At 32.3% G+C, this 1,358-nt stretch carries 2 protein-coding genes; both read right to left on the bottom strand.

Going from position 1 to position 1,358, the window contains the following annotated elements; translation table 11 throughout:
- Window positions 1–92: 92 nt before the first annotated feature.
- The gene (locus tag ACRD64_RS25220) at window positions 93–554 is read right to left on the bottom strand and encodes a hypothetical protein (RefSeq protein ID WP_430937412.1); all 462 of its coding nucleotides are present in this window, start codon (window positions 552–554) and stop codon (window positions 93–95) included.
- A 93-nt stretch (window positions 555–647) separates the two neighbouring features.
- Window positions 648–1,085, bottom strand: coding sequence for a hypothetical protein (locus tag ACRD64_RS25215; protein WP_430937410.1), 438 nt, complete (start codon window positions 1,083–1,085; stop codon window positions 648–650).
- Between the last annotated feature and the right edge of the window lie 273 nt (window positions 1,086–1,358).

The following is a 1,358-nucleotide window of genomic DNA, read 5'->3' as shown; positions in this document are numbered from 1 at the left end:
AACGAATATATTTAATCACCCGAACCCACAGTTGGGACTTTCTTCGGTGCATCGTGATTAATTATATTCTATTTGTTAGCAATTGTATTTTCTTATCTTTCAATCAAGTTCCTTCGGATATCAGGAACCCATTTATCATTTTTAATATCGTAAATGAAAGTCTGGGAATAATAAAAATCAGCAATCCCTTTTTCTTCCTCTTCTTTTGTTGCAAATCGACTGAAATAAATAGTCAACATATCATCGCCAATCTCTTTCACTGAAAATCCTTGATAATTATTCTTTGTATTTTCAACTATATGCCTCTGAGAAACTACTCTATTACCATACCAACCAACATAATAGAAACTGCTATCTGTATCAAAAATAATCTTGGAACCAGAACCAATCTGAACTACTTGGTAAACATTTTTCACAGATAAAGGTACAGTGTCTGGAATTCCATTATATGCCCGAACTAAAAAATTGAATGAATCATTCTGATAAAAATATGATGTTCCAAAATTCCAAGTCGAGTCAGCAACATAAACCTTCTGTTTTAAAATCTCCGACACGATTATAGATTGATTACGATTCAAAATATTTTTGATTTCAACTGTATCAATAGAATTTACAAACCATTGACAATAATTTTGTACGTATTTTATTTAGTCTTGATTCTTCTTGATGTAGTCCTTATTTTCGATGGCATAATTTAGTAGTTCTAATGTCTTTTTATAATCTATTCTGCTGCTTACAATCCGAATAACTAATCCCGATGATGACAACACAGATTTAGGTCTTAAATTATTATCCCAAGTATATTTAATCGAGCCATTGTCATAGCTTATAAAATAATCAGGTTCACATTTCCCTGTATAATAATGGTTAAAGTCAATTAGTATTTTTCCTTTATAATCAGCTTTTTCAAGCATTCTTTGTCCAAGTTCTCCAAGTATTTTCAACTTATTAATCTCCCCATATTCATAACCAGTTTTAATCCTAACTGTAAGGTTATCAAAAGTCTTTGTCACATAAAAATCCTGATGAGCATGACAAATCATGATATTAAGAAACATAAATATTATTGGCAGTATCTTTCTCATAATATAATTGCTAACGGCTCAGCTATGTATCGTAGGGCATTAGAAATCACTTTCCTTCTTGTTACCCACAGAGCCGAATCAGAGATTTTACTGAGTATCTTTTATATTCAGACTCTGTCAAATCTCTGATTTGGCGGAGCTGCTAGAAACTACCGAAGCTCGTGTAACAGCTTTAACGCCCTATGATATATGAGCTATTGTTGAACTAAACCCGCAAAGCGGGAGCTTAGTCTAAACTACACAAAATCGCAAGATTAATGCATCTTCTGCCAT

This window comes from Saccharicrinis sp. 156, assembly GCF_050589685.1.
Lineage (GTDB): Bacteria > Bacteroidota > Bacteroidia > Bacteroidales > Marinilabiliaceae > Saccharicrinis.
This window is presented reverse-complemented; position numbering and strand designations above follow the sequence as displayed.